General features: G+C 49.5%; 23 protein-coding genes and 1 pseudogene. 17 read left to right on the top strand and 7 right to left on the bottom strand.

Annotated features, from left to right (window positions below; translation table 11 throughout):
- Positions 1 to 282: 282 nt before the first annotated feature.
- On the bottom strand, positions 283 to 2,238 hold the full coding sequence (locus PBOR_RS05655; RefSeq protein ID WP_042210851.1) for an ABC-F family ATP-binding cassette domain-containing protein: 1,956 nt from the start codon (positions 2,236 to 2,238) through the stop codon (positions 283 to 285).
- Between the two features lie 309 nt (positions 2,239 to 2,547).
- On the opposite strand from PBOR_RS05655, the gene PBOR_RS05660 reads away from it, so the two are divergent.
- The 5 genes from PBOR_RS05660 to tatC all read left to right on the top strand — a co-directional run bounded on the left by PBOR_RS05660 (position 2,548) and on the right by tatC (position 5,720).
- Positions 2,548 to 3,207, top strand: a complete 660-nt coding sequence (locus tag PBOR_RS05660) for a 5-formyltetrahydrofolate cyclo-ligase (protein ID WP_052429346.1) — start codon at positions 2,548 to 2,550, stop codon at positions 3,205 to 3,207.
- Positions 3,198 to 3,674 (top strand): cyclic pyranopterin monophosphate synthase MoaC, encoded by a 477-nt coding sequence (gene moaC, locus PBOR_RS05665; RefSeq protein WP_042210852.1) that lies wholly within the window; start codon positions 3,198 to 3,200, stop codon positions 3,672 to 3,674. Before PBOR_RS05660 ends, moaC begins: the two co-directional genes overlap by 10 nt.
- 89 nt (positions 3,675 to 3,763) lie before the next feature.
- Positions 3,764 to 4,249 (top strand): MogA/MoaB family molybdenum cofactor biosynthesis protein, encoded by a 486-nt coding sequence (locus PBOR_RS05670; RefSeq protein ID WP_020429419.1) that lies wholly within the window; start codon positions 3,764 to 3,766, stop codon positions 4,247 to 4,249.
- Positions 4,250 to 4,378: 129 nt separating this feature from the next.
- Positions 4,379 to 4,621, top strand: a complete 243-nt coding sequence (gene tatA / locus PBOR_RS05675; protein WP_042210853.1) for a twin-arginine translocase TatA/TatE family subunit — start codon at positions 4,379 to 4,381, stop codon at positions 4,619 to 4,621.
- Positions 4,622 to 4,949: 328 nt separating this feature from the next.
- Positions 4,950 to 5,720, top strand: a complete 771-nt coding sequence (gene tatC / locus PBOR_RS05680; RefSeq protein ID WP_042210854.1) for a twin-arginine translocase subunit TatC — start codon at positions 4,950 to 4,952, stop codon at positions 5,718 to 5,720.
- On the opposite strand, the gene PBOR_RS05685 is transcribed toward tatC, so the two are convergent.
- Positions 5,701 to 6,948: an MFS transporter gene (locus PBOR_RS05685; protein WP_042210855.1), complete on the bottom strand. Its 1,248-nt coding sequence runs from the start codon at positions 6,946 to 6,948 to the stop codon at positions 5,701 to 5,703. The two genes, tatC and PBOR_RS05685, sit on opposite strands and share 20 nt — an antisense overlap.
- A gap of 146 nt (positions 6,949 to 7,094) precedes the next feature.
- Here PBOR_RS05685 and PBOR_RS05690 point away from each other — a divergent pair, with 146 nt between their 5' ends.
- From PBOR_RS05690 to groL, 3 genes are all read left to right on the top strand, one after another.
- A complete protein-coding gene (locus PBOR_RS05690; protein WP_042210856.1) occupies positions 7,095 to 7,976 on the top strand; it encodes a LysR family transcriptional regulator in 882 nt (293 codons plus the stop codon).
- 332 nt (positions 7,977 to 8,308) lie between these two features.
- Positions 8,309 to 8,590: a co-chaperone GroES gene (groES, locus tag PBOR_RS05695; protein ID WP_039302104.1), complete on the top strand. Its 282-nt coding sequence runs from the start codon at positions 8,309 to 8,311 to the stop codon at positions 8,588 to 8,590.
- Positions 8,591 to 8,732: 142 nt separating this feature from the next.
- Positions 8,733 to 10,361 carry a chaperonin GroEL gene (gene groL / locus PBOR_RS05700; RefSeq protein WP_039302101.1) on the top strand — a complete coding sequence of 543 codons (1,629 nt, stop codon included), beginning with the start codon at positions 8,733 to 8,735 and terminating at the stop codon, positions 10,359 to 10,361.
- Between the two features lie 996 nt (positions 10,362 to 11,357).
- Here groL and PBOR_RS05710 read toward each other — a convergent pair.
- On the bottom strand, positions 11,358 to 11,897 hold the full coding sequence (locus PBOR_RS05710) for a TetR/AcrR family transcriptional regulator (protein ID WP_042210857.1): 540 nt from the start codon (positions 11,895 to 11,897) through the stop codon (positions 11,358 to 11,360).
- Positions 11,898 to 12,021: 124 nt separating this feature from the next.
- On the opposite strand from PBOR_RS05710, the gene PBOR_RS05715 reads away from it, so the two are divergent.
- Together PBOR_RS05715 and PBOR_RS05720 are read left to right on the top strand one after the other, a co-directional pair.
- Entirely contained in the window at positions 12,022 to 13,119 is a 1,098-nt protein-coding gene (locus tag PBOR_RS05715; protein ID WP_042210858.1) for a lipocalin-like domain-containing protein, read from the top strand.
- 20 nt (positions 13,120 to 13,139) lie between these two features.
- Complete coding sequence (locus PBOR_RS05720; protein ID WP_042210859.1) at positions 13,140 to 13,757, top strand: NAD(P)H-dependent oxidoreductase; 618 nt, start codon at positions 13,140 to 13,142, stop codon at positions 13,755 to 13,757.
- Positions 13,758 to 13,974: 217 nt separating this feature from the next.
- Here the strand turns inward: PBOR_RS05720 and PBOR_RS34880 are convergent.
- Both PBOR_RS34880 and PBOR_RS05730 read right to left on the bottom strand, forming a co-directional pair.
- A pseudogene (locus PBOR_RS34880) lies at positions 13,975 to 14,191 on the bottom strand (IS3 family transposase); the annotation flags it as partial.
- Positions 14,192 to 14,458 (bottom strand): hypothetical protein, encoded by a 267-nt coding sequence (locus PBOR_RS05730; RefSeq protein WP_042210860.1) that lies wholly within the window; start codon positions 14,456 to 14,458, stop codon positions 14,192 to 14,194.
- A gap of 244 nt (positions 14,459 to 14,702) precedes the next feature.
- On the opposite strand from PBOR_RS05730, the gene PBOR_RS05735 reads away from it, so the two are divergent.
- The 3 genes from PBOR_RS05735 to PBOR_RS05740 are packed head-to-tail and all read left to right on the top strand — an operon-like array spanning position 14,703 to position 15,500.
- Complete coding sequence (locus tag PBOR_RS05735; RefSeq protein ID WP_042210861.1) at positions 14,703 to 14,957, top strand: hypothetical protein; 255 nt, start codon at positions 14,703 to 14,705, stop codon at positions 14,955 to 14,957.
- Entirely contained in the window at positions 14,954 to 15,130 is a 177-nt protein-coding gene (locus PBOR_RS36850; protein WP_157763980.1) for a hypothetical protein, read from the top strand. Before PBOR_RS05735 ends, PBOR_RS36850 begins: the two co-directional genes overlap by 4 nt.
- Entirely contained in the window at positions 15,117 to 15,500 is a 384-nt protein-coding gene (locus PBOR_RS05740) for a hypothetical protein (RefSeq protein ID WP_042210862.1), read from the top strand. The genes PBOR_RS36850 and PBOR_RS05740 overlap by 14 nt, the downstream gene beginning before the upstream one ends.
- Positions 15,501 to 15,524: 24 nt before the next feature.
- On the opposite strand, the gene PBOR_RS05745 is transcribed toward PBOR_RS05740, so the two are convergent.
- Both PBOR_RS05745 and PBOR_RS05750 read right to left on the bottom strand, forming a co-directional pair.
- A complete protein-coding gene (locus PBOR_RS05745; protein WP_042210863.1) occupies positions 15,525 to 16,808 on the bottom strand; it encodes an ATP-binding protein in 1,284 nt (427 codons plus the stop codon).
- Complete coding sequence (locus tag PBOR_RS05750) at positions 16,805 to 17,539, bottom strand: LytR/AlgR family response regulator transcription factor (protein WP_042210864.1); 735 nt, start codon at positions 17,537 to 17,539, stop codon at positions 16,805 to 16,807. Before PBOR_RS05750 ends, PBOR_RS05745 begins: the two co-directional genes overlap by 4 nt.
- A 156-nt stretch (positions 17,540 to 17,695) precedes the next feature.
- Between PBOR_RS05750 and PBOR_RS05755 the strand changes: the two genes are divergently transcribed.
- The 4 genes from PBOR_RS05755 (at position 17,696) to hutP (ending at position 21,247) form a co-directional block, all read left to right on the top strand.
- Positions 17,696 to 18,616 carry an ABC transporter ATP-binding protein gene (locus tag PBOR_RS05755; protein ID WP_042210865.1) on the top strand — a complete coding sequence of 307 codons (921 nt, stop codon included), beginning with the start codon at positions 17,696 to 17,698 and terminating at the stop codon, positions 18,614 to 18,616.
- A complete protein-coding gene (locus PBOR_RS05760) occupies positions 18,613 to 19,410 on the top strand; it encodes an ABC transporter permease (protein WP_042210866.1) in 798 nt (265 codons plus the stop codon). The genes PBOR_RS05755 and PBOR_RS05760 overlap by 4 nt, the downstream gene beginning before the upstream one ends.
- Positions 19,411 to 19,441: 31 nt before the next feature.
- Complete coding sequence (gene msrA / locus PBOR_RS05765) at positions 19,442 to 20,419, top strand: peptide-methionine (S)-S-oxide reductase MsrA (RefSeq protein ID WP_081971916.1); 978 nt, start codon at positions 19,442 to 19,444, stop codon at positions 20,417 to 20,419.
- A gap of 366 nt (positions 20,420 to 20,785) precedes the next feature.
- Positions 20,786 to 21,247: a histidine utilization transcription antiterminator HutP gene (gene hutP, locus PBOR_RS05770; protein ID WP_042210867.1), complete on the top strand. Its 462-nt coding sequence runs from the start codon at positions 20,786 to 20,788 to the stop codon at positions 21,245 to 21,247.
- The last annotated feature ends 6 nt before the right edge of the window (positions 21,248 to 21,253 follow it).

Consider the following 21,253-nt stretch of genomic DNA (forward strand, 5'->3'; position numbering starts at 1 on the left):
AGTTGTGTAAAAACCGTGTAAAATCAGCAATAACGCCTTTTTTTTGGAGGCCATAAACAGGAGGTTATGCATTGAATCAGTTTTGTGAAAACTGTGGATAATGTGGATAATTCGGTGGATAAAAAGTCCTTGACAAGGAAAATAGCGATTTTACGCATAAAAAAAGCCCCGGAGGGCTATTTTTCAACAGTAGTTATGCACGAAAACTGTGGATGGCGCTGTGGATAACTATTTATGAACAAATCGGAAACAGTTGAATTTTATTTTTTTACTGCCTTTACATTATTCGTCAGCCAATTGCTCCCATTCGCTAAATAAATTTCCAAGCTGCTGTTTTTTGTCTTTAAGATCACTTTCATGCTCCTGAAGCGCCATGTAATCCTGATATACCTCAGGTTTGGTCATTTCATGCTCAATTCCGGAGATGGCTTCCTCCAGCTTGGCGATATTCTCCTCAAGGTCAGAGATCCGCCGCTGGCGGTTACGCTCCTCACGTTTGGCCTGTTTGTCTGCTTCATAGGAGAGGGAAGTGCCTTTCTCGGCAACGGCAGCTTCGTTGTCAGCATTCCGGGATGACTTGGCGGCGGCAAGCTCCGCTTCCTCCTCGGCAATGGCCTCAAGTTCGCGTTTCTTATCGACATAGTCGTCATAGTTACCGAGATACTGATCGATACCGCCCGGATGCAGCTCCAGAACCCGTTCAGCCATTTTGTTCAGGAAATAACGGTCATGGGAAATGAACAGCAGTGTGCCTTCAAAATCAATCAGTGCCGCTTCCAGCACCTCGCGGCTGACCAGATCCAAATGGTTGGTAGGCTCATCGAGAATCAGCATGTTGGCCCCGCGCAGCATCAGCTTGGACAGGGCGACACGTGCTTTCTCACCGCCGCTGAGCGCGGCTACCCTCTTCAGGACATCCTCGCCGCTGAACAGGAAATTGCCGAGAATGGTGCGGATCCTCGCTTCCTCCAGCATCGGGTACTCGCTCCACAGCTCTTCCAGAACGGTGTTGCGCGGATTCAGCCTCGTCTGCTCCTGATCGTAGTAGGCGATCTTCACCTTGGTTCCCCAGTTGACCGTCCCTGCGGATGGCTCACGGGTGCCGGTCATGCACTGCAGGAGCGTGGATTTGCCGATACCGTTCGGCCCGATCAGCGCTGCGGTCTCACCGCGTCTAAGCTCGAAGGAAGCATTGCGGAACAGCGGGGCAGCCCCTTCATTAAAAGCTACAGCAACCTCGCGCACCTGCAGCACCTCCTTGCCGGACATGAAGTCAGGCTCGAAGGAGAAGCTGGCTTTCTTCAGATCGCCCATGGGTTTGTCGATGCGGTCCATCTTGTCGAGTGCCTTGCGCCGGCTCTGAGCACGCTTGGTGGTGGAGGCCCGGACAATATTGCGCTGTACGAAATCCTCCATCCGCGAAATCTCATCCTGCTGCTTCTCATATTGCTTCATGCGGATCTCATATTCCGCAGCCTTCAGTTCCATATAGCGGCTGTAATTGCCTGTGTATCTGCGGGACTGGTGCCGCTCAATTTCCACTATGGTTGTGACCAGCCGGTCGAGGAAATACCGGTCATGGGAGACGACCAGAATGCCTCCGGCGTACCCGCGCAGATAATCCTCCAGCCAGGTGAGCGTCTCGATGTCCAGATGGTTGGTCGGCTCATCAAGCATAAGCAGATCTGGGGCCTGCAGCAGAATACGCGCCAGTGCCAAGCGGGTCTTCTGACCGCCGCTTAGCGTAGCAATCGGCGTCTCGGGTGCAAATTCCCCGAAGCCCATGCCGTGCAGTACGCTGCGTATACGCGTATTCATCTCATAACCGCCATGATCCTTGAACCAGTCTGAACGTCTGGCATAGCGCTCCAGCAGATCCTCATAACGCTTCGGGTCCTCTGCAAGCGCCGGATCGGCGATATCTGTTTCGAGCTGCCGCAGTTCAGCTTCTGCCTCCAGCAGCGGAGCGAATACGGCGAGCATCTCTTCCTGAATGGTTTTATCGGATTGCAAGCCGCTGTTCTGGGCCAGATACCCTATTGTAGTCTCTTTGGATTTATGAATTTGCCCGCTGTCATACGACATCTCGCCTGCGAGAATCTGCAGGAAGGTCGACTTGCCGGCACCATTGACGCCAACGAGACCGACTCTTTCCTTCTCGTTCACCATCAGGCTGATGCCGTCCAGCACACTTTGTATCCCATATGATTTCGAAATTCCTGTCGCTTGAAGAAGCATTCTGATGAAACCTCCGCCCTTGCATATTCGCCTGGGCTGATTAGGCCCGGCTTGTAATAATCTTATTCTTTAGTTTACATGAAAAAAGTTTGCCGCGCGAGGGGGCTGCTTCATTCCTGCGGCTTCCACCGGCAGCGGACAAGCCGGCTGTGCGGCTGAAATTTCAAGACAAGGCTGGCAAAGACAGTGCGCAGAACATTCTTCTAACAATGTAAATGCTGCAACCTTGGCGAACCGGGGAGAAGAGTGGTAAACTGAGCTTACAAACTATGATAAGCTAGGAACATGTTGAAGAGGAGGCGGCTGCCTATGCAGGACAGCAGCATGGGGCTTGCTCTCCGGAAGCGCGAGCTGCGGGCCGGTAAGGCCGCGCTCCGGGACGGACTGTCCGTGGAACAGAGAGGCCGGTTGTCTGCTCTGGTATGCAGTCATGCCCTGACCTGGTTCTCGCAGGAACAGGCGGACTCACTGCTGGCCTATGCCCCGTTCCGCTCCGAGCTGGATTGCCGTCCGCTGCTTGCAGAAGCTTGGGCCAGAGGACATCAAGTGCTGCTTCCCAGGGTCATCCGGGAGAGCGGTGCACTGAGCATCCATCCGGTCCGGTCCTGGGATGAGCTTGCTCCGGGTGCTTACGGCATACCGGAGCCTGTAACCGGAATAGCCGGTCCGGGCGCCAACGCTGGCACGGCTGCGATATCCGCACTGCCGGATGCCGTATTCGTACCCGGCCTGGCCTTCGACCGGCGCGGCGGACGGCTCGGTTATGGCCGGGGCTACTATGACCGGTTGCGGGCAGCATGGGAAGCAGAGCTTCCTGAATCTGCTGCCAGACCTCTATGGGTGGGCCTGGCCTATAGCCTGCAGCTGGTGCCTGAAGTGCCGCTGGAAGAGCATGATGCCTTAATGGATGTGCTGATTACAGAGAACGGCATTTGGGATTGCCGGAAGGAGAGGGTGCTATGGAGTTAAGTCATTTCAATGAACAGGGCAGAGCCCGCATGGTGGATGTAAGTGAGAAGGAAGTCACCAAGCGGACGGCAGCTGCGCGCAGCCGGGTGAAGATGGACCCGGGGACGCTCGCTGCCATCAAGATGGGCACAATCAGCAAGGGGGATGTACTAGCCGTAGCACAGGTTGCCGGAATTATGGCTGCCAAGCAGACCTCAGCGTGGATTCCGATGTGCCATCCGCTGCCGCTTACCGGAGTGGATATCATCTTCTCGGATAACAGCAAAGATGAACTATATATAGAAGCAACCGTCAAGACTACCGGCAAAACCGGGGTGGAGATGGAGGCACTAACCGCTGTTTCAGCGGCGGCGTTGACCGTATACGACATGTGCAAGGCACTCCAGAAGGATATGATTATCGGACCTACTCTGCTCGTATCCAAGAGCGGCGGCAAGAATGGGGATTACGCGCTGGAAGAAGAATAGTTAACAGCATGAGACTCACGCGGAAGGCGCAGATTGCGGCTGCTTAAGCAGCCGGACATACATAGTATATAGAGAGGGAGGGACAACCTATGGCGTGGAAAACAGCAATCCTGACGGCCAGCGATAAAGGGGCCAGAGGCGAACGGGAAGACACGAGCGCCCAGGTTATTCGGGAACTGGTGGAAGAGGAGCTTGGAGGCGAGATCGTGGAATACCGGATCGTACCCGACGAGCAGGATGAAATTATTGCAGCATTGATTGAACTGACTGATTATTTCCAGGCGGATCTGGTGCTGACTACCGGAGGAACCGATCTGGCGATCCGTGATGTTACGCCGGAGGCTACACGGCGTGTCATTGAACGTGAAGTCCCTGGACTCTCTGAGGCGATGCGCAGTACAGTGATGCAGAAGAACCGCGCGGTGATGCTCTTCCGGGGAATCTGCGGTATCCGCGGCCGGACATTAATCGTCAATCTGCCGGGCACACCTAAGGGTGTGCATGAGAACCTGGCGGCAATTATGGATCAGTTGCCTGAGGCATTGCTGATGGTTACCGGGCAATACCGCCAATAACAGCTCATGCTCTGGTCACTTTACGCATGATTCGTCACTCTAGACGATGGATGTGTGATATAAGTTATGGTATTATTAATTTATCGTTAACGATATCATGAACGGATAGAGTGATGGGAGGAAACAATAATGCTAAATGGTATTGGTGCACCCGGAATTATTCTGTTGGTTATCTTGGCGCTCCTGCTCTTTGGTCCGAATAAGCTTCCTGAGCTTGGGCGGGCAGTCGGACGTACCTTCCGTGAATTCAAGGACGGGGCGCGGGAGATTATCAATGAACCGGAACCGGCCAGAAAGAGCGAGGTGCCTGCTTCTCCGGCTCCGCAGACTGTAGCAGCAGAGCTTCCGCAGGACCGCCGTCTGCCGGAATAATTTCCATTCACTTACGCAGGGGCGTCTTTCCCAGGTCTGCTTCAGACTGGGGCGGCGCTCCTTTTTTTCTAATTTTATAGAATCTTGCACAAAGTACAACATTTTGCTCGAAATTAAGGCGCTAACTAATCCGAAATTGTTGTAAAAAAGGCAGCATTTCTCCTCGTTCAAGCGGCTCAGCAGAATAATTCTTGTATTTTATACAACAATCCGGTTGAACCCCGGGGTATTGCCCAATTAAAATTGTATTATGTGCAGCATTATGCTGATACGGCAAGTCACTGTAATTATATAGACATTTCATATGTCATTTCGGGTGGTGTGAGTCATGTCTCTGGAAGCGGAAGAAATGTCCCTGGTCGATCATCTGACCGAGCTGCGCAGACGGCTTATCTACGTGCTGATTGTATTTGTAGCCGGACTTGTAATCGGGTTGTTCGTTGCCAAGCCAATCTATTTATATCTGATCAGCGCTGACCCGGCCCAGGGGTTCGTGCTGCATGCCTTCTCTTTCTGGGATGGGATCGGGATGTACATGAAGATTGCCATGGCCGTGTCGCTGGCGTTCTCCGTGCCGTTTATTGTCTTTCAGCTGTGGGCGTTCATCAGCCCGGGCCTGCGTCCTGTGGAGCGCAGCGCAGCGCTGCGTTATGTGCCGTATGTGTTCATTCTGTTTATTCTGGGCATAGCCTTCGCCTATTACATCGTATTTCCTATGGCCTTGTCATTTACGATCTCCATTACGCGCAGCATGGGGCTTGAGGAGACTTACGGCATAGCCGAATATTTCAGCTTCCTGTTCAGTCTGGTGATTCCGCTGGCCCTGCTCTTTGAGCTGCCGCTGATTGTGATGTTCCTGACCAAGCTTAGAGTGCTGAATCCGCTGCGCCTGCGCCGGATGCGGCGGTATGCTTACTTTGCACTCGTATTTATTGCTGTAGTGATTACACCGCCTGATTTCATCTCGGATTTTCTGGTGACGATTCCGCTGCTGGTGCTGTATGAATTCAGTGTATTTCTGTCTGCGTTCGTCTACCGGAGGCAGTTGGCGGAGGATGCGCAGCGGGAAGCGCGTTATATTAAGGCGCAGGAGTCGTAGACGGCAGACATTCTCTGCAGTTCTGATATGCACTGCGTATCTTCAGGAGTTTGAACTGCAAGCCTCCGATGACCAGAAATGAACCCGCCAATAATATGAATAGGACGGCTCCTCCCCACCGGCCCAGCAGAATTCCGCCAATCAGCGGTCCCAGCGTTCTGGATATTTGCGGCCCGAGCCCAAAGATTGCAAAGGCATACCCTAGCCGTTCCGCCGGAGCGGTCTCAGAGATTGCTTTGCGGATCTGTGGTCCGTGCAGCATCTCGCCAAGGGAGAACATCAGCTCTGCAGCCAGAAGAAACAGGAGTGAAGGGGCAATCCCATAGCCAAGTGCAGCCCCCGCCAACAGCACATAAGCAAGGCCAAGCATCTTGTGGGCGCTAAAGCGGGCAGTGGCTTTGGCTATCCACAGCTGTAGCAGTATGACTGTAATCCCGTTGAAGGTTAAAAGCAGGGTGAGGACAGCCTTGTAATTGCCGAAATGGGTTTGGAGATGGAAAGGCAATGTCGAATTCACCTGGGCATACAGAAATCCCAGCGGCAGATAACACAGTGTCAGCAGCAGAATCAACCGCATTTCCCGGCTTTTGAAGGTGGAAAGGCTGTTTGAGGACTTTCTGCCTCTGACCATGTGAGAAGCTGGAGGCGGCGCTGCCGGCAAACGTGTCCAGAGCAGCAGCGAGTACATACCCAGCAGCAGCGCGGCAAGCCAGAATACAACATGTGCATTCCAGGTGAACAGCATGAGTCCCAGTGCGGGACCGAAGGCTGCTCCGATATTTAGGGCCATGTGGAGCAGGGCATATACTTCTCCCTGCTGCTCCTGCCTCACAATGTCCGAAACCTGGGCGTTTGCGGCGGGCTCGAACAAGGCAGAGCCGATGCCGTTTACCACTGAGGTCAAGGCAAATAAGACAACGCTGTCTGCGACGGCATATCCCGCCATGGAGAGGGTTTGCAGCAGCAGTGAAATCAACATCACCGGCTTGCGCCCGAACCGGTCGCTCAAGGTGCCGCCGCCAATTCCTGCGGCCATTCCGCAGAGAGGCTGAAGCGTTACGATAAGAATTGGCAACAGCACGGCACCATCCATGAGGTCATGCAAGTAGAGCACCAGAAAAGGGCGGATCATGAACTGGGTCAGCGCGCTGAGGACCGTGCCGGTAAATTGTATCCAAACTGCAGAATTATAACTTCGCAGGAAGCTTTGGAGTGTGCGTATTTTCATCAATATAGAACTCCTTTCCCGTGTTGTGAACACATCTGAAGTATAGCTGCCGCTTCAGGCGTCCGGGAAATTAAGGTTTGTAATACCATGATAAGTATTTGCTAATAGACTCATCAGGGCATAAGCCTGCCGGAAGGAGATAACCAGTGACCATAGTCCAATTGCAGGTGTTTGCAGCAGCAGCGAAGTATAACAGTTTCACCAAAGCTGCCGAGGGTCTTGCGTTTACACAATCAGCGGTCTCCCAGATGATTCAAAGCCTGGAAAAGGAGCTGGGAGTCTTATTGTTCCACCGCAGTCATCAAGGCATTGTTCTGACCCGGGACGGGGAAAACATGCTGAAGCATGCTGAGCTGATTGTCCGCACAGAGCAGATTATGAAAGAGGAGGCGCTGCTGTCCGCAGAACTGCAGACCGGGAATTTACGGATCGGCGCTGCGCCGGATATCGCCTGCCGGTTTATCCCGGAGCTGACAGCGTCTTTTAAGCAGTCGTTTCCAAAGGTGGAGCTTGTGCTGTTCGAAGGAGATTCGCAAGAAATCAATCACTGGATCTCCAGTGGTATCATTGATGTCGGCGTTACAATGTTTCCGGAGCCCCAGTTGTGCACGGTGCCTTTGATTACAGGCGAAATGGTTGTGATTCTGCCCGAGAATCATCCGCTGGGGCAAGAAGGAAGCCTAAGCCTGGAACAGCTCAGAGAGCGCCGCTTCATTATGCCGGGAGACAGGGATCTGCAGAAGCTGATCCTGTCCGGATATTCTTGTATCCATACAACGATAGAGGTTAAAGATATCCATACGATACAGGCCATGGTTCAGGAGGGACTGGGGGTTTCTATTCTGCCGGATTTTTATATTTCCAGACGAATCCCCAAGCTTTCGGTAATCCCGCTTAAGCCTTCTATACAGCAGGGGATTATGTTTGCAGTGAATAATCATGACTGTGTTTCAGCACTGGCCAGGGAGTTTATTAGGAACAGTCTTGAGGATATCCGCACCATGGGGCTTCGTAACACGGCAATATAACAAACCAGATAACCGGGGCATAAATTGCCCCTTGGTGGATAGAATGTAAGAGAGTGTGTGCCGGACAACCCCTGAAACCATAATTTTCCCCAAAACAAATACGATTTTACGTAAAAGGACTTGAAATCCGTCTTCAAGTTGAGTATCATAAAAATTGTTGTTAGCACTACAGAGGGTTGAGTGCTAACGCTGCGGAAAATAGGGAATGGGCCGGCGAAACTGCATTTAAGTATGCTGATTCTCGGTAGTGCCGCAAGGACCGCTAAGATTCCCGGCAGTTCAATCTATGTTTTCAAGGTAAACAACATAATTTCAAAGGAGGCTATTTTTTCATGATTAAACCACTAGGTGAACGCGTATTGGTAGAACCAAGCGAGCAAGAGCAAACCACTTCTTTCGGGATCGTGCTTCCGGACTCTTCCAAGGAGAAACCGCAAGAAGGCACAATTATCGCTGTAGGCAGCGGAGCTTTGAAAGACGGAGTACGTGTAGCGCTGGAAGTTAAAGAAGGCGACCGTGTGCTTTTCTCGAAATATGCCGGAACTGAAATCAAATACGAAGGCAAAGAATATCTGATTATGAAAGAAAGCGACATTCACGCAATTCTTGACTAGTCTGTTAGAGCCTTTTATAAGTTCGATCCAGATTACTTAACGATGACCCACAACTTAAATGTATGCTTCCGGTGCGAGCTTTGCTTGAGACGGTTGCAGGAAGATAAGGCTATACCAAAACTTTTAGGAGGTTAACAACACAATGGCAAAAGAAATTAAATTCAGTGAAGATGCACGCCGTGCAATGCTGCGCGGGGTTGATGCTTTGGCAAATGCGGTTAAAGTTACACTCGGACCTAAAGGCCGCAACGTGGTGCTTGAGAAGAAATTCGGCAGCCCGCTAATCACTAATGATGGTGTTACCATCGCCAAAGAAATCGAGCTTGAAGATGCATTTGAGAACATGGGCGCGCAGCTTGTTAAAGAAGTTGCTACCAAAACTAACGATGTAGCCGGTGACGGTACTACAACTGCAACAGTTCTGGCTCAAGCCATGATCCGCGAAGGTCTGAAGAACGTTACTGCAGGCGCTAACCCTATGGTTATGCGTAAAGGTATCGACAAAGCGGTTAAAGCTGCTGTTCTTGAACTGCAGAGAATTTCCAAGCCTATCGAAGATTCCCAGTCTATCGCACAAGTAGCTGCTATCTCTGCTGCTGACGAAGAAGTAGGCCAACTGATTGCTGAAGCTATGGAAAAAGTCGGCAAAGACGGCGTTATCACCGTTGAAGAATCCCGCGGATTCCTGACTGAGCTTGAAGTGGTAGAAGGTATGCAGTTCGACCGCGGTTACATTTCCCCGTACATGATTACAGATACGGACAAAATGGAAGCTGTTCTGGAGAACCCGTACATCCTGATCACTGACAAGAAGATCAGCAGCACTCAGGAAATTCTTCCTTTGCTTGAGAAGATCGTTCAACAGGCGCGTCCGCTGGTGATCATCGCTGAAGATATCGAAGGCGAAGCTCAGGCGATGCTGATCGTGAACAAACTGCGCGGAACGTTCAATGCTGTAGCGGTTAAAGCTCCTGGATTCGGCGACCGCCGTGAAGCTATGCTGCAGGATATCGCTGCTCTGACAGGCGGCCAAGTGATCACTGAGAAGCTTGGACTGGATCTGAAAAGCACTTCCATCGAGCAACTGGGTAACGCACGTCAAGTGCGCGTAACCAAAGAGAACACTACAATCGTAGACGGAAGCGGCGACAAGGCTGACATCAACGCACGCGTAAGCCAAATCCGTTCCCAGCTGGAAGAAACAACTTCCGAATTCGACAAAGAAAAACTGCAGGAGCGTCTGGCTAAACTGGCTGGCGGCGTAGCCGTTGTCAAAGTCGGTGCTGCTACTGAAACTGAACTTAAAGAGCGCAAGCTCCGCATCGAAGATGCCCTGAACGCAACCCGCGCTGCGGTTGAAGAAGGTATCGTATCCGGTGGGGGTACAGCTCTTGTGAACGTATATGCTGCTGTAGCTGCTGTTGTAGCTGAAGGCGACGAAAGAACAGGGGTTAACCTCGTGCTGCGCGCACTGGAAGAACCTGTCCGCACCATCGCTGCTAACGCAGGCCAGGAAGGTTCCGTTATCGTGGACCGTCTGAAAAAAGAAGCTGTAGGTATCGGCTATAACGCTGCTACCGATGAGTGGGTAAATATGTTCGAAGCGGGTATCGTTGACCCTGCCAAGGTAACACGTTATGCTCTGCAGAACGCTGCTTCTGTAGCTGCAATGTTCCTGACCACTGAAGCTGTTATCGCTGACAAGCCAGAACCGGAAAAGGGCGGAATGCCTGATATGGGCGGAATGGGCGGAATGGGCGGCATGATGTAAGAAATAGAAAAAGCCTTGTTGCACAAGGCTTTTTCTTTAAATATTATTTGGTTTTTAACTATTTGTTAACATCAGATTCGTTTTTAAGGCCTCTCATTAGTTCTGTGAACTTTTGTGAGGCCTCTTTCTTTCTCAGTTTAGTTGTAATTAAATGGTTATTGTCCTGCTTCAGCACAGAGAGAGGTGTGAGTGTGCCTTAAGGAATGGGCGTTAACTCTAGGTTCAAATTAGAAATTCTAAGTAGTCTCGCCATCTGTAATTGAACTTGTTTAATCACTTCAGGGTATCCAGCACACTGACCTCGCTTGTAAAAAATGAATCCGCGGATCATGATAAGCCTCCTTTTTAGTAGCCTTTTCCATCTGATTATATACCTGTAGATTTTCAATGTTATTGAGAACTTCTTCATCAACAACTATTCCCCGGATTGAACTTTTTGTTTTGGGAGTGTTGAGTACATACTCAGTAGCATATAATTCACCAACCCTTATGCCAGTATAAGCTAGGGTATGAAAAATCTCATAATCCCTATCCAAGCCGTATATACGAGCTGTTACTAAAAACAAGTGGAGTTCTTCCTTTTCGAGATATTTCGGTATTTGGTCATGTTTTCTAGATCCTCAACAGAAACCTCATCTTTAGGTACATATGCTCCTATAGTAATATCAAGCCGCAGGCATCGGTAAAAGATCAGAACCTTGTCGCACGGCCAGCCAGTCCGGTAGAAGCGGACCGTTATATTATCCCTTCCGGGGCAACCGGGCGTATGGGCAGGGAAGACCGGGCAAATTGCAGAGTTTGCATCCGGAGCATGGGTGTATTATGAGGCCTTGGGGACAACAGTGACATATGGTGCTGCCACGAAGACGGTGGATATCATCTCATAGTAACCCCCAAATACTTGGCGTATAGGGACGGTGCTATATGCCAAAGGTTGATTTGACGGTATAAGAATCAAAATTGTAAAAAGGTTAGTAGCTTAACCTAAATATAGGTTTACTCTATATCAAAAAAATCAAGTGTCATTTTAGCCATTTCTTCTTTAGATTCCTTACAATCGCGTATAATCCATTTTTTCAATATACTCCATAACCCTGCAGCCATCATCGTTCTCATATAATCTTTTTCTAATTCGCTATGATACTCTCGCTTAGTACCTATGATATGTTCCATCGCTTCTAAGTAAATAACGTATTGGTCGTTAAGAAGTCCATATAATTGATTTTGGATTAAAATATGCAGAAAAACTTTATGTTTTTCCCAAAATGTGAAATAGGCAAGGGGCATGTCATGAGGTCCTAAGTTTTGATCACTAATATATTTAAAAAAATCTTGAAACATCAAATCAATGATTTCGATGAGGACAGCTTCCTTGGATGTGAAGTTGCGGTAAAAGGTTTTCCTAACAAGTTCAGCTTTATCACAAATCTCTGTAATCGTGATATTGCTATAGGGTTTCTCTTGTAAAAGATCAATTAAAGCATCGCTTAACCATTTCTTTGATCGTTGCGCAATAGGATTAACGCGAGTAGACATGTCACAAATCACCTCTAATGTGTAACCTCTGTCACACTTATTGACTGCTTCATAGACATCCAATTATAATCTAATCCAACAAGTTATACAAGTGTGACACTTGTTAGATGCGGAGGAATTTAGAATGAATAAGCTAGTGACTTTAGCGCATACAAATGAAGATTACAAAAGATTAGGAATCACGAAAGAACCTGCTAAATGGGAAGATGGTATGAGGACGGATGGTCAAGCGGGAAGTTACGAATGGTGGTATTTTGACTCCGAATTTACAGATGGAACTAAAATTGTAGTCGTGTTTTTCACCAAGTATGAGTTCGACCTCAAAGGTGAGGCATGCCCAACGATACGGTTTGATCTGACGTTGCCTGATGGGAGAAGTATTTCGAAAAAAATATCGGAAGAGAAAGGTAGCACTATCCGCGCTTCCAAAGAAACATGCGATGTGAAAATTGATAGAAGTAGTATCCAATATTCCAATGGAAATTATTTGATCCATTTCGTTGACGATGATATTGAATATCGCTGTACCATGAATTCTATCGTGCCCATGTGGAGACCTAAAACAGGACATATATTTTTTGGAGAGAAGCAAAAGGATTTCTTCGCATGGTTCGTAGCCCAGCCTTCTGCCGATCTGGAGGCCGTACTTACTGTGAATGGTCAACGTCGTGAATTAGTCGGTAACGGATATCACGATCATAATTGGGGCAACGCAGAAATGAATAGGCTCATAAATCATTGGTACTGGTGCCGTGCTAATATTGGACCTTATACCATAATATCGTGCGATATCATTGCTGAGAAAAAGTATGGTTATACACGTATGCCTCTCATCATGATCGCTAAGGACGGTAAGGTTCTGGAAGATCGAGAGGAGAACACAAGAATAGAACGAAAGGATACGATTAATCACCCCATTACAAAGAAATTCATGGATAACCAATTGAAGTTTATTCAGTCCTCTGGCAATAACACTTCTTATCAAATTGAGTATCATCGGGAATCTGATATCGTTGCGAGTTCTTTATTGGACGGCATGAAGCTTTCTTTACCTATGCGTGTCGTTGTAAAAGTTTTGAAAATGAATCCAACGTATGTTCGTAGTGTTGGGAAAGTTAAGTTGACAGTCAACGAAAATGGGAAGCAAAAGGTGTATCAGCAGGAAGGTCTGTGGGAGCAGATGTTCTTTAGCAATATCAAAGACGCCATTATTTGTGAATAATAGGAGGAGAACGAGTTCATATGAAAGTACTCATTATATTTGACCATCCTTACACAGCGAAGGCTTCTGAGAATATTCCTCATCAGAGAAGCTATTCAGCAGCATTATTGGCTTCAATTACTAGAGGTCTTCATTCCGGTGGGCACGAAGTAGATCTCATTGACTTGCACGCAGATGGATTTAATCCTGTGATGTCAGCGGAAGAACTATCGGCGTGGAGACAAAAGAAAACCCTCGACCCTCTTGTAAAAGATTATCAAAAAAGATTGTCTGCAGCGGAACATATCATTTTTCTTTTCCCAATTTGGTGGGAATCGATGCCTGCATCAACAAAAGGGTTTTTAGATAAAGTGTTTGTTAAAGGAATCATTTATGAGGAACCTAAAAAAAGTAGACCCTTTGTTAACCAGTTAAAAAAGCTTAAGGGAGTATCACTATTAACAGTAATGGCCACCCCAGGGTTCTTATACAGATGGATATTTGGTAATCCCATTACTAAAATACTATTTCGTGGCACATTTCGGAAAATGGGGTTTCACAAGCTGAAGTGGTATAACTATGCTGGTATGGATGGTCGTACACTACAAGTTAGAACGAAAGCTTTAGAAAAAACAGAGAAACGCTTTGCATCACTCTAAGTATCAAGATTAGCAATTACGATGGCAGTAATGGAGTAGGGGAGTGGCAACTCAGATTATGGGAGCCATTACTAAATCCGCAACGTGTGAGATAATGCCCACTGGCTCAGGTGAACTGACCCCAAAAACTTAGATATTTTGTATTTTAAGCTGCCTTCAAGGACTGTAGCCGGTATTCTACTGGAGACAATTCTTGGAGCTTTTCTTTAGTTCTTCGATGATTCATGATCTCCCGGTTATACAGGTCCATGATGGGCGAAAGGTATCTTTCTACCAAAGAGATGGAACTCAGTTACATCCGTTACCCACTTCTCATTTGGTGCATCTGCCTTGAAATTTCTTTTCAAGAGATGGGGTGCGATCTTTCCGGGCTCCCCTTTGTACGAGCGATACTTCTTCCTACGAACCATACAATGAAGTCCGAGTTCCTTCATTTAAGGATTTATATGTTTTACTCCATCCATCATCCTTATCTTTTTCGCTGGAACGGATACTGTCTTTTGAAGGACGGCATAGCCGTTTCTACTTGTTACGGTGGACTGAGAATGAACGGAACTGTAGTTCGCGACGCTCGCTAATATTTGGTTACATGCTAGAATTCTCCTTTTCAGCCTCCCTCTGCTATCTTTCTGCGCAGTTTCCACCTTGTCCTCCTTTGCCGATGTTCCTTGGAAGTATGCACTTCTCCTCAGTACGTTCATGAGAGTTCCTCCACAATGCAGCCCTCCCCGCAATAGCCCTCCACTCCTCTAAGCCTCACGCCGCCATTCTAACAATATACTCCTCAACCCAATCAACAATGCTTCTGAAAGAGTAGATTACTATGAGGGTGTTGTGGTGTGAGCGGTGGCAAGGGCTTTTGCCGAAAATGTGGACAGGGGGTAAGGGTGCAATCTATATCCGATGGCATGATCTCGATTACTTTATAGGAACGGGGGGATACAAATGGATTTCAGTGCATTGACTGGCCTTTTTGTGAATAACAATGGTTCGGTCGTGCTAAATGTTCTGTTATCTACTGCATTAATCTGGAGTATAAAGCAAATAGCGAACAAAGAGAAAGTGATTCAGAATTACCAGAAACGTGATGAAGAGAACGAAAAGCAGCTGAATGAATATAACCGTACGCTCGTAAAGCTGCTGATCGAGAGAGGTACCGCAGAGAAAAAACCTAATGATGAGGAGGTCGTCAACAAGTGAAGCTCCTCGATATATTCAGAAAACACGAGATGAAGCCCAGCCGGGTCAAGCTTGAAATTGATACCTTGGGCCAAATTCAGGAAGCGTATGAATCCAATGATCTGGAGAGACTCATTGATCTGCACCGCACCGGCTTAGGTAGAAGGGGAGATGATCTGCATGGAAATTGTTGACTTGACACTGATCACACTGGAAACGATAGCCTTTATTGCTTTTACTGCTTATGTAATCCGTTACCGCAGGTATTTTTTGGGACGAGGCCCCTTGCGGACCTATAATCTGTATCTCCGGAGTGTATGGGTTACCTATGGCGCCGTGGCCCTGCTATGTCTCAATCTGCTGTGGGGGCGGATGAATATTATTCTCGGATATAATGTGGACGGCAGTCTGTCGAACATCATACGGGAGTATGTGCTGATTCTGACTCTCGTAATGCTGGTATTCGCAGGCTGGATGCATAAGGAGCTATGGGATGCCAACCGGCGTGATGCAAAGACCCGGAACCGTTCAAACCAATCAGACAGACAACATAGGCTCAAATAGGCTCAATCCGACCCTATCCCATCCTTAAACAGATTCAATCTGAAAAAGCACCAGCTCCAGCTGAAACAGATTGTCACTGTACAAGATATGAAACAATCCTCCGGCGTTCTCTATAGTTGTGCGGATATTTTGGAGTCCAATGCCATGGGAACGCTTATCGGGCTTCGTGGTCACAATATCCCCGCGTGTGTTTTTGACAATAACATGGGAGTAAGGATTCTGTATCCGCATAAATAAGCTGTTGTTCAAATAATGCATATGTACGGCGATGTACCGGTCCGGCACCGGGTTCACCTGACGGGCTGCTTCAATCGCATTATCCAGGGCGTTCCCCAGAATAACACTGATGACAGGGGTATCGAGACTAAGCCGTGGTGGAAGATGGAGATCCAGGCGGAAACCAATACCCTCAGCAGCCGCATTCCGCTGCTTATAATCAAGGATGGAATCAATCACCGGATTGCCGGTATGGCAGTAGTCTGCGGATTGCCCGGTCCAGCCAAGCAGCGCATCCAGCTCCGCAGCGGAAGCGGAAGCTGTTTCTTCCCCGCTGTGGATACTGGCACGCAGGCCCAGCAGGATATTATTGAAATCATGACGGAATTTGAAGGCTTCCTCCTGAAATTCGCGGTTTCTGTGATACTGATTCACATAATAGCTGTTCTGCTGCTCCAGCAGCAGGCGCAGGCTCCGTTCAGACTGAATGCCCATTACGCGGTCACTGAGCACAAAGATCAGGAAGTTAATGGCCAGCAGCAAGGCCGGGACCACCGGGAACAGCTGCGGATAGAGCTGGAAGAACGGGTGATTGGACAGCTGCAGCAGTGCAGCAATACTAAGAACAGGGCAGAGAAACAATAGGGACCATAACCAGCCGGCCAGATGACCGCTGCCATCCCCTTTGACCAGCCGCCGCAGCAGGAAGACGAGCAGCAGCATAAGCAGCTTGGAGAGCAGCAGGCTTATCCTGTAACCGGTGTCCGTGTAGGCCAGCGGTATTACACCATCTCCGAGAACGATCAATGCGGATATAAATAAGGCAGCGTATATCCGCCACTTGAAACCGCCCTGGTAAAGCAGAGAGAGACATAGAATAAGTCCGGTATTCGCTGCGAGCAGAACGGTGTCCGGGAGTGCGCTGTGATGCAGCAGGAGGTGGGCACCCGGATACAAGGTGTAGATCAGAATGAGAAGTGTACCCGATTGCACACGGCAGCGGAAGCAGTGGTTGAAGAATGAATGAAGGATGACCGGAATCAGCGGCAGAGCAGCGAGATACAGGAGTTCATCCAAGAGTGCGGGGTTCAAGCCATCTCCCCCCTGAAGTTCAGATAAGCCTTCCGTACAGATTGGCTGTGTTTGTCACTGACCGGCAGTTCCCGGCCGTTAACCAGTACTATTTTTTTGGCGCTGATTGCTTTAACCGAATAGAAATTCACAATATAGGACTGATGAATCCGCACAAAATGGCTGACGGGCAGCTTTTGCTCTTCTTCCCTCAGCTTGCCGTAATACTGCAGCAGGCCGTCCCTGGTAACAAGCGTGATTTTTCTGATGCTGCTCTCCAAATAGAGAATCTCCCGGTATGGAATCCGCAATTCCTGGCCTTTTTGCTGCACCGCAAGGAAATTCATCCGGTTCTGTCCCCTGGTGCGGATGGTTTTATGTAAGGCTTGCTCGAGCTTCCGCTTGAACAGCTCCGGCTCCACCGGCTTCTTAATGAAGCCTGACGGGCGCAGATCAAACAGCTGCACATGATATTGTTCATAGCTTGATATGTAAATGAGCTGTACCGGATCATTGATGTCGTCTTCCCGCAGGATCTGCCCCGCCGTAATTCCATCCAGTCCCCCCAGCTCAATATCCATATAAATGATGTCAAAGCAGCAGCCGTCCTTAAGGGCCCGGGTGAAGCTTTCTCCCGAATAGTACAATGAAATTTCAATTTTCTCACTCGAACTCTTCCCGGCAGCCAAGATCAGGTGTTCTACCTCTCCGGCCATACGGGGGTCATCATCACAGACCGCGATATGAATCATGGGTTCCTCCAAATTGGATTTATCCCTTCATTATACAGATTCTCCCTTAATAACGACATGATCCCCCGTGAATTTGACACCGGCCGCAGCGGGCTGGAAGAGGCATGTTATCTTTATAGCCGTCAGCAGATCTGAAATAGAGAAGGAGTGTTGGGTGTGACGGCACTGGTGTTTGAGGCGCAGGGATTATCGAAGCAATACCCCTCGGGGTGCGCGCTGGATAAGCTCAGCATGAGAATTGAGGCGGGGGATGTGTACGGATTCGTCGGGGAGAACGGGGCGGGTAAAACTACGCTGATGAAAATGATCGGCGGGCTGGTACACCCGACAGGCGGGAAGATGGCATTGTTCGGAGAGCAGGGCAAAACGGAGCTGATTGCGGCCAGACGCCGTATAGGCTTCCTGATCGAACGGCCTTCACTGTACCCGCAGATGAGTGCGCAGGAGAATCTGGGCTTCTATAGCCGGATCTTTGGAATCCGGGACAAGAGCAGAACCGCTGAAGTGCTGCAGATTGTAGGCCTTAGTGAGGCCGGGCCGAAGCGAACCGGGGAATATTCGCTTGGCATGCGGCAGCGGCTGGGTATTGCCATTGCACTGCTGAACCGGCCGGATTTCCTGGTGCTGGACGAGCCGGTCAACGGACTGGATCCGGCGGGGATCGTGGAGATCCGGCGGATTCTGGAGCAGCTGGCCCATGAGCAGGGTGTAACGATCCTTATCTCCAGCCATATTCTGAGTGAGCTGCAGCTGCTGGCCGGCAAATATGGCTTCATTCATCAAGGGAGACTTGTGAAAGAGATCGATGCTGCTGAATTGCTGCAGTCTGCCCGGACGATGATCTGTATCACAACCTCCGATCCGGCAACCGCAGCCGATATGCTGAAGCGGGAGCTGGAGCGCGAAGATATCACTATCAACCGGAAGGGGCAGATTGAGATTCCCAGGGACACGGTGAATTTGGAGCAGCTGATGTCAGCTCTTGTGCAGCTGGGGATCCCGGTTGACGGATTTAACCTGGCGGCTCCGAATCTTGAACATTATTATATGGATCTGATCGGGGGCGGCGGAAGATGAGAAATCTATGGAGGGCTGAAATCTATTTCCTGCGCAAGGACCTGGCGTTCAAAAGCGTCACGGCCGCATTCGCCCTGGCCAGCTTCGTGCTCGTTCTGATAATGGGCAGCAAAGGAGGCTATGCCTTAAGCAACTATGCGGAGCCGCTCCAGACGGCTGCTTCCTTCTCCATTCTGTTCTATCTGGTCATTCCGCTGCATGCCTGCTTCTTCTCTACGGAAGGCTTTGAGCATGGCTCAGTACAGAATATAATCGCCTCAGGCCAGAGCAGGGCGAAATATTTCACCGCTAAATATGTGTTGGAGCTGCTTGCAGTGCTAGGCTGGCTGCTGGAATTCTACGGCCTGTTCTATCTGTTCTCTCTCGCGGCTGCCCTGTTCACGGGTGCCCCCATCGGTCATTCAGGTTGGGCGGCAGATGCAGCAGCCGGTCTGGAGGCGTTTGGCCTGAATCTGCTCTATCTGGCGGCTTATTGTGCCGCAGTCATGATGCTGGGAATGCTGATCCGTATAACGGCCTCGGCTGTGGTGGCGGCTTTTTTCTTTATTTTTGGCAACTTTCTGCTCGCAGGGTATCTCAAGGACTCATCCTCAGCCATACTGCGTACAGTTTCCGGGCATTCCCTGATGACGCAGATTCTGAAATTCTCGGGGATGTATGTCGAGCATTCACAGCGAATCGTTCTGTCAGGAGCGGCAGATTACAGGCGTGCGCTGTGGATTCCGGCTGTATGGATTGTTCTATGTCTGAGTGCAGCGCTGGTCTCTTTGGAGAAAAAAGATATTCATATATAATGGGAGGAAAGAGTGCAAGGAGGCGGTCTGGTTGAATACTACGAATAAACAGCAGCTTGCCACCTTCGCCGGCGGCTGCTTCTGGTGTATGGTCAAGCCGTTCGACGAGCTGCCGGGCATAGTCTCGGTGGTATCCGGTTATACAGGCGGGCATACGGAGAAACCTACCTATGAGGACTTAGAAACAGATACGACGGGGCATAGGGAGGCGGTGCAGATCACCTTTGAACCGGAGCGCTTCCCTTATGAACGTCTGCTGGACATTTACTGGCAGCTGATTGATCCGACAGACAGCGGCGGGCAATTCATGGACCGGGGGCGTGCTTACGAGGCAGCGATCTTCGTGCATAGCGAAGAGCAGCGGGAGCAGGCAGAGCGGTCAAAGGAAGCGCTGAAAGCCAGCAAACGGTTCAAAGCACCCATTGTGACGGAAATTCTGCCGGCAACCACCTTCTATCCGGCGGAAGCGGAGCATCAGCATTATTACCGGACCCATCCGCTGGACTATAAGCTGTATCAGAAGGGCTCCGGCCGTGATGACTTCACGGAGCTGCACTGGAACGGCCGGGATGACAAGAAGCAGCTGCTGAATCGGCTGACAGAGCTGCAGTATGAAGTCACCCAGAAGAAGGCCATGGAACCGCCGTATCAGAACGAATATTGGAATCACTTCGAGGAAGGGATCTACGCTGATATTATTAGCGGTGATCCGCTGTTCAGCTCGCAGGATAAGTTCGACTCCGGCACCGGCTGGCCCGGATTTACCAGGCCGTTGGAAGAGGGGCTGGTCCGCAGGGAAGCGGATTATAGCGGCGGCGAAGTACGGACCGTGCTGCGCAGCAGGCTGAGCGGGGCTTATCTGGGGCATCTATTCTACGATGGCCCGGAACCGGCGAAGCTGCATTACCGCGTGAACTCTGCCGCGCTGCGGTTTATTCCGAAGACGGAGCTTACGGATAACGGGCTTGGACGGTATTTGGAGCTGTTTGAGCGGGAGAGCCGCGTATAACCTAAAGGTGAAGGCGGAATTTATAGACGAGGTTTTGTATGTGTTAGGGCTGGCTCCCGGATCAGGGGGACTGCCCTGACTTGTTTTTTTATGAGGACTATTCATGATTAGCAGTTGTAAGGCATATTATATAACGTGATGAACCGGTAGACTCTTTATAAGCGGACTCAATGTTATATTAGGTCACATTCGCGATTGACAAAGTCAGGCGGCGAGGTTATAGTCTACTCAGCGATATATAGTCATTAGTTAACAGAATGTAGCTGAGAAATCAGGAAACGGAGGTTTCCTTGTTTCGGTTACATTTTTTTGCTGTATGTGGCTTAAATCGGGGCAAACGCTTCAAGAAAAGAGGAGATCTCCGGCATGGGAGAAGCATCGGCTTCATCATTTCCAATTGGCAAATTAGCAATACTTCTGGCCGTTCTGCAGGAGCATGAATGGAAAAAGGTTGTCGAGCAGGAGCTGCATACCCGGGATTTCCGCTATACGATTGGCCGGGTAGGGGCGATGGATATGATCAAAGTGATCGCGGCGATCGAAACGGCGGCCAAGAATAATAATATTATCGACAGCAATTCCTACCGGGAGGTTCACTCGCTGTATCATGCCATCATTGAGACCATCCAGAGTATAGGCCGCGGGATTGTACAGTTCGGCGATATTCTGCGTACAGTCGGGCTTACTTTTGCCATTGTACGGGGGAAGATGACCGGCAGCGTAGAGCATGAAGGGGAATGGATTGCAGTCTGTGCCTACGGCACGATCGGTGCGCCCAAAAAGGGCTTTGAGCATGAAGCGATAGGGTTTGGGTTCAATCATATTTAGAAATTA

This window comes from Paenibacillus borealis (assembly GCF_000758665.1).
GTDB classification, from domain to species: domain Bacteria; phylum Bacillota; class Bacilli; order Paenibacillales; family Paenibacillaceae; genus Paenibacillus_AQ; species Paenibacillus_AQ borealis.